The organism is Micromonospora maritima (genome assembly GCF_902825405.1).
Lineage (GTDB): Bacteria > Actinomycetota > Actinomycetes > Mycobacteriales > Micromonosporaceae > Micromonospora > Micromonospora maritima.
Map to the genome: position 1 here is coordinate 1 of NZ_CADEAU010000384.1, position 5135 is coordinate 5135.

7 protein-coding genes and 1 pseudogene are annotated in these 5135 nt (G+C 72.8%); 5 read left to right on the plus strand and 3 right to left on the minus strand.

Annotated elements, in window-relative coordinates; all coding sequences use genetic code 11:
• From HUW36_RS25035 to HUW36_RS25050, 4 genes are all read left to right on the plus strand, one after another.
• Nucleotides 1–343 (plus strand): DedA family protein (locus tag HUW36_RS25035; protein WP_425487265.1); only part of this gene is annotated, 343 nt, incomplete at its 5' end.
• Nucleotides 344–510: 167 nt separating this feature from the next.
• Nucleotides 511–831 (plus strand): type II toxin-antitoxin system RelE/ParE family toxin, encoded by a 321-nt coding sequence (locus HUW36_RS25040; RefSeq protein ID WP_281357559.1) that lies wholly within the window; start codon nucleotides 511–513, stop codon nucleotides 829–831.
• Nucleotides 828–1160 (plus strand): helix-turn-helix domain-containing protein, encoded by a 333-nt coding sequence (locus tag HUW36_RS25045; protein ID WP_174530412.1) that lies wholly within the window; start codon nucleotides 828–830, stop codon nucleotides 1158–1160. The genes HUW36_RS25040 and HUW36_RS25045 overlap by 4 nt, the downstream gene beginning before the upstream one ends.
• A 93-nt stretch (nucleotides 1161–1253) precedes the next feature.
• On the plus strand, nucleotides 1254–1877 hold the full coding sequence (locus HUW36_RS25050) for a DUF998 domain-containing protein (protein ID WP_174530413.1): 624 nt from the start codon (nucleotides 1254–1256) through the stop codon (nucleotides 1875–1877).
• Here HUW36_RS25050 and HUW36_RS25055 read toward each other — a convergent pair.
• Nucleotides 1855–3258: an NAD(P)H-quinone dehydrogenase gene (locus HUW36_RS25055; RefSeq protein ID WP_174530414.1), complete on the minus strand. Its 1404-nt coding sequence runs from the start codon at nucleotides 3256–3258 to the stop codon at nucleotides 1855–1857. The two genes, HUW36_RS25050 and HUW36_RS25055, sit on opposite strands and share 23 nt — an antisense overlap.
• 165 nt (nucleotides 3259–3423) lie before the next feature.
• On the opposite strand from HUW36_RS25055, the gene HUW36_RS25060 reads away from it, so the two are divergent.
• A complete protein-coding gene (locus HUW36_RS25060; RefSeq protein ID WP_046566454.1) occupies nucleotides 3424–3879 on the plus strand; it encodes a gamma-glutamylcyclotransferase in 456 nt (151 codons plus the stop codon).
• 74 nt (nucleotides 3880–3953) lie between these two features.
• Here the strand turns inward: HUW36_RS25060 and HUW36_RS25065 are convergent, their stop codons facing one another.
• Nucleotides 3954–4916: a GNAT family N-acetyltransferase gene (locus HUW36_RS25065; RefSeq protein WP_174530415.1), complete on the minus strand. Its 963-nt coding sequence runs from the start codon at nucleotides 4914–4916 to the stop codon at nucleotides 3954–3956.
• Nucleotides 4917–4958: 42 nt separating this feature from the next.
• Nucleotides 4959–5135: pseudogene (locus tag HUW36_RS35275) on the minus strand (SCO6745 family protein); the annotation flags it as partial.

Sequence of the window (5135 nt, forward strand, 5' to 3'; positions counted from 1 at the left end):
GGCCCGTCGGGCCGTCGCCCGGGCCACCCGCCGCCTGCGCGAGCCCGGACCGTTGGTGATCCTGCTCTGCCGCTTCGTGCCCGGTGGCCGGATGGCCGCCTGCTTCTCGGCCGGCCGGAGCCGCTACCCGTACCGGCTGTTCGTGGCCTACGAGGCGGCGGCGGCCATCGGCTGGGCCAGCTACGGCGCGCTCGTCGGTCACCTCGGCGGCACGGCGCTGACCCAGTCGGCGTGGCGGTTGCTGCTGATCGGCGGGCTGGCGGCGGCCGGGTTCGCGGGGGCGGGCTGGGCCATGACCTGGATCAGCACCCGCCAGACCCGCACCGAGGCCCCCGCCGACTGACCCTCGCGCGGCCACCCAGGATCTCCGCCGGACGCCCCACCGACTGGGCGTCGGATTCTTTCCGCTACTCCGGCGCGTCCGGGGCAACGGCACGTATAAGCTCTGCTTATATTTGGGCTGGGTAGGAGATCCGGCTCCATCCTGCTGTCGAAGACTGGTTCCTCGGCCTGTGCGCGGACGACCCGTGCGCCGCTGACCTCGTCAGCGAGGCGCTCGACCTGCTGGCCGAGCACGGTCCCGCGCTGGGCCGGCCGCTGGTCGATCGACTCAGGGGCAGCACCTACCACCACATGAAAGAGCTGAGACCGGGTTCCACAGGCACGTCGGAGGTTCGCATGATCTTCGCGTTCGATCCGCTCCGCGAGGCGGTGTTCCTGGTGGTCGGGGACAAGTCGGGGCAGTGGCAGAGTTGGTACCGCAACGCCGTCCCGTTGGCGGACGAACGGTTCCAGGAGCACCTGATCAGCTTGAAGGAAGATCGATCATGAGCGATGGGTCGAACTGGCGCGACGTCAAGGCGAAGGCCCAGGGGGTCGACCCCTCCTGGGACGATGCCGACCGGGTGGCCCGGCGTGGACGACTCAGGGAACAGATGCTGGCCGCGGTCAGTGGCGCCCAGCTGGCGGAGATCCGGAAGCAGCTGGGCATGACACAGGCACAACTGGCGGAGGCGGCGGGCCTGTCCCAGGCCCGGATCAGCCAGATCGAGAACGGCGAGAGCGTCAATCTGGAGATCCTCCGCGCCTACGTGACCGGGCTGGGCGGCCACCTCGACGTCGTGGCCAGGATCGGCAACATCCGGCTCGACGTGGCGTGACGCCGGGCGGCTTCCGCTAGGGGACGACCCGGGGATCGAAGTGGGTGGCGGTCCCGGATCCGCCTGGGGTCGTTCCGGCGACAGGCTGGGCCCATGCGTGGAGCCCGGAGAAGCGGCCTGCTGGCCCTCGGCGGGATCGCCCTGGCGGCGGTGCTCGCCGTGATCGGTCACCTCGAGGTGAACGACGACCTGAGTCCCTGGTCGCTGACCGTCAGCGACTTCGCCGTCTCCGACCGGGGCGGCGTCATCGACACCGCGATGGCGGTCCTCGCGGTGGCCAGCGCCGTACTCCTTCCCGCGCTGCGCCGGGCAGGCGCCGGCCGGGCGGCGGTCGTGCTGCTGGTCGCCTGGTCGGCCGGGCTGCTGGCCGCCGCCGTGGTGCCCACGAACGAGCCGGGCCTGCCCATGGACACCGCAGCCTACGTGCACCGGTACGCGTCGGTCCTGTCGTTCCTGGCCCTGCCGGTCGCCGGCTGGCTGCTCGCCCGCCGGTTCGGTGCCGCGCCCGCCGGTTGGCTACGCGCGTGGACGGTGGCGAGCCTGCTGCTGGCCGCCGCGATGATCTGGTCCGCCTACCCCGGTGACCGCGCGTTGATCGGGCTGGCCGAGCGACTCCTGATCCTCGCCGAGACCGCCCTGCTGACCACCCTGGCCCTCGCCGTCAGCCGACGCGGCGAGGGCCGGGCGACGGCGCTCACTCCAGCTCGTGGAGCATGAGCTGCCGGGCGGCCTCGGTGATGGAGCCGGACAGGCTCGGGTAGATCGTGATTGTCTGGGCCAGCTCGTTGACGGTGAGGTTGTTCTCCACCGCCATGGTGATCGGGAGGATCAGCTCACTGGCCTTGGGCGCCACCACCACGCCACCGATGACCTGGCCGCTGGCCGGCCGGCAGAACAGCTTGACGAAACCGTCGGCCAGGTCGTCCATCTTCGCCCGGGCGTTGCCGGACAACGGCAGCATCACCTGGCGGGCCGGGGTCTTGCCGGCGTCCACCTCGTCCTGCGAGACACCGACGGTGGCCAACTCCGGGTCGGTGAAGACGTTCGCCGCGACGGTACGCAGCCGCAGCGGCCGGACCGCCTCGCCGAGCGCGTGCCACATGGCGATCCGGCCCTGCATGGCCGCGACGCTGGCCAGCGGCAGCACGCCGGTGCAGTCGCCGGCCGCGTAGACGCCCGGCACGTTGGTGCGGGACACCCGGTCGACGGTGACGTAGCCGCCCCGGGCCAGCTCGACGCCGTACTCGGCCAGGCCGAGGTCGGCGGTGTTCGGGATCGAGCCGACCGCGATCAGCGCGTGCGAACCGGTCACCTGGCGACCGTCGGAGAGCACGACCTCCACCCCGTCAGCGGTCCGGCGGACCGCCTCGGCGCGGGAGTTGTTGAGGATGCTCATGCCCCGGTTGCGGAACACCCGCTCGATCGCCATCGCGGCGTCGGCGTCCTCGTGCGGCATCACCCGGTCGCGGCTGGAGACCAGCGTGACCTGGACGCCCATGGCCAGATAGGCGCTGGCGAACTCGGCGCCGGTGACACCGGAGCCGACCACGATCAGGTGCTCGGGCAGCTCGGGCAGGTCGTACACCTGCCGCCAGGTCAGGATGCGCTCACCGTCGGGTACGGCGGTGGGGAGCTGGCGCGGGGTCGCGCCGGTGGCCACCAGCACCGTCGAGGCGGCGATCGAGTACGGCTCGCCGCCGCCCGCCGGGGTGACGATCACCCGGTGGGTGTGACCGAGCGTGTCCTCGCCGAGGCGCGCGGTGCCGGCGACGAACTCGACCCCGGCCTTGACCAGCTTGGTGTGGATGTCGGCGGACTGGGCCAGCGCGAGCCGCTTGACCCGCTCGTGCACCGCCCGAGCGTCGACCGTGACCGCCTCCAGGCCGTCGGAGTGCACCCCGAACTCCTCGGTGTCCCGGTAGCCGGTCACCACCTCCGAGCTGGCGATGAAGGTCTTGGAGGGCACGCAGTCGGAGAGCACGCAGGCGCCGCCGGCGCCCTCCGCCTCGACCACGGTGACATCGGCGTCCAGCTGGGCGGCGACCAGGGCCGCCTCGTACCCGGCCGGCCCGCCGCCGATGATCACGATCTGGCTCACAGGGCCGTCCCTTCGTTCGCGACTGCGGGGCTCCGCTCCGCTGCACTCCTCGCGCTCACAGGGCCGTCCCTTCGTCTGTGCTCACAGTGACTTTCTTCTCCCCGTCGCGTCCGACACGCACCGTCGTATTCTCCCCCACCCGCCGACCGGGCTATCGTCGTCGCCGTGCGTCTCTACGCCGCTTACGGCTCAAACCTGGACCCCGCTCGCATGCGCGCCTACTGCCCGCATTCGCCGATGGTGGGCACCGGCTGGCTGGAGGGGTGGCGGCTCACCTTCGCGGGCGAGGACGTCATCGGCTGGGAGGGCTCGGTCAGCACCGTCGTCGAGTCCCCGGGCGACCGGGTCTTCGTGGCGCTCTACGACATCCACCCGTACGACGCGGCCCAGCTCGACGAGATCGAGGGCGTGACCGCCGAGACCTACCGCCGGCTGACCGTACGCGTCTCGACGCTGGACGGGGACGTGACCGCCTGGGTCTACGTCTTCGACGGCTACGAGGGCGGGCTGCCGACGTCGTGGTACCTGTCGGAGATCGCGAACGCGGCCGAGAAGGCGGGCGCGCCGGACGACTACGTCACCGAGCTGCGGTCCCGCCCCACCGGCACCGCGTCCGCGTAGCGCGTCTCCCACGCTGCCAGTGTGCGCCGGACGGGCTGCCGTCCGCTCGGCGACCCCGACGTGGGGGTCCCCGGTCACACCTGCGGGGCGGGCACGCTCCGCTCGTACATGTCGGTCCAGCGCTCCTCCACCAGCCCGACCGAGCGGTAGAGGGTGACCGGGGCGGTCGGGTTGGCCAGGTCCACGCCCAACCCGGCGCCCTCGCGGCCCTTCGTCGCGTAGATCGCGAAAGCCCGGCGCAGCAGGGCCGCACCCACCCCGCGACGGCGGTGGGTGGGCAGCACCGACAGCGTCCGGACCCAGCCCATGCCCTGGTCGACCGCCTGGTCGGAGGACTGGAGGGCCCCGGCCGGCTCGCCGTCGACCTCGGCCAGCAGCCACTCGTCCCAGACCTTGCCGTACGACGGGAGCAGGTCCCGCCACCGCGCGAAGTCGAGCGGATCGTGGTCGGGCGTGTCCCGGAAGGCGGTGTCGTAGATCCGGTGGAACAGCCGCAGATCGTTCTCGTCGTCCGGGCGCAGCGGCCGGACGGTCACCCCGACCGGCGGAGCCGGCTCGGCCGGCAGGTCGGCGAGCGAGCGGGTCATCCGGATGTAGCGCTTGACCCGGGTGAAACCGGCCTCCACCAGCTCGCCCGCCCAGCGGGTCTCCGGCGCGTAGACCATGGCGCGGGCGGTCAGCGCCGGCAGGCCCCGCTCGGCGGCCCGCTCGGCCACCCGGTCCACCAGCCGCGCCAGCAGCGGCGCGCGCAGGCCGGCGCCGCGTTCGGGGTCGACGTAGACGTCCACCCATTCCCGGCCCACCCCGCTCGGGTTGGCCATGATCGACCAGGCGACCGCCGTCCCGTCCGGGTCGGTGACCAGCCAGGAGTCCTGCGCCGGGTCGACGAAGGGTGCGGTCAGCGCGTCCCTCACGTCCTCGGCGTCGAAGTCCGGGTAGCCCACGGCGAACGTGTCGGCGGCGTGCACCACGGTCAGGATCGCGGACACGTCGTCGAGGGTGGGGCGGCGGGCGGTCCAGCCGGCGGGGAGCGTCACGGGGCAGATCCTGGCAGCCGGGCCGGCCCGGACGCCTCCCATTTATCCGACCCGGGCGCGCGGCCTGGCGGCGGTGAGCAGATGGACCAGCTCGGTGCCCTCGACCGGGCCGAGCGCGCGGAACGCCGGCGACACCAGGCGGTCGGTCACCGCCTCGGCCCAGAGCCGCCGCCGCACCAGCGGCCCGACCGGCGGGTAGGGCGGGGCCCAACCGCAGGC